The organism is Dellaglioa sp. CoH-57-MRSF-21 (assembly GCF_056781915.1).
Genome location: NZ_JBXAXU010000090.1, coordinates 1 through 385, shown reverse-complemented (window position 1 = coordinate 385; position 385 = coordinate 1). Strand labels below are relative to the sequence as shown.

At 51.7% G+C, this 385-nt stretch carries 1 protein-coding gene; it reads right to left on the bottom strand.

Annotation, left to right across the window (positions count from 1 at the left end; translation table 11 throughout):
• Window positions 1-385, bottom strand: a 385-nt coding sequence (locus AC1RPQ_RS08070; RefSeq protein ID WP_481762274.1) for a hypothetical protein, incomplete at both ends; no start/stop codon positions are given.

Genomic DNA, 385 nt, shown 5'->3' with positions numbered 1-385 from the left:
ATCATCGAGTAGTCGCTGACTGTCTTCCTTTTTAACGGTCGTGACCTTGATGCTCTTGTTATAGAGCCGCACCCACGAACCTTCCAGCTTGGAGCCCGACAAGGACTCGAAATGCAGGTGGTGCGAAAGTTCGTGAAGGATACAGTACACCCAGTCCTTCTCTTCCATTACCTCGGGACGGATGATCAACCGATTCGGATTCTTGTCGGCATTTGCCGAACGCCTGTACATTCCTGCGTAACGCTCACCGTTGGCGGGGACAATCTCCCAGACGCAGGTCTCAGGCTGAATTAGGAACTCCAGACCATTTTTCTTTAGCGTCTTGTATGCTTTGTCAAAAGCCCGCACCACCCGATCGCCAACATCTCCTTCAGGTCGATAGAAC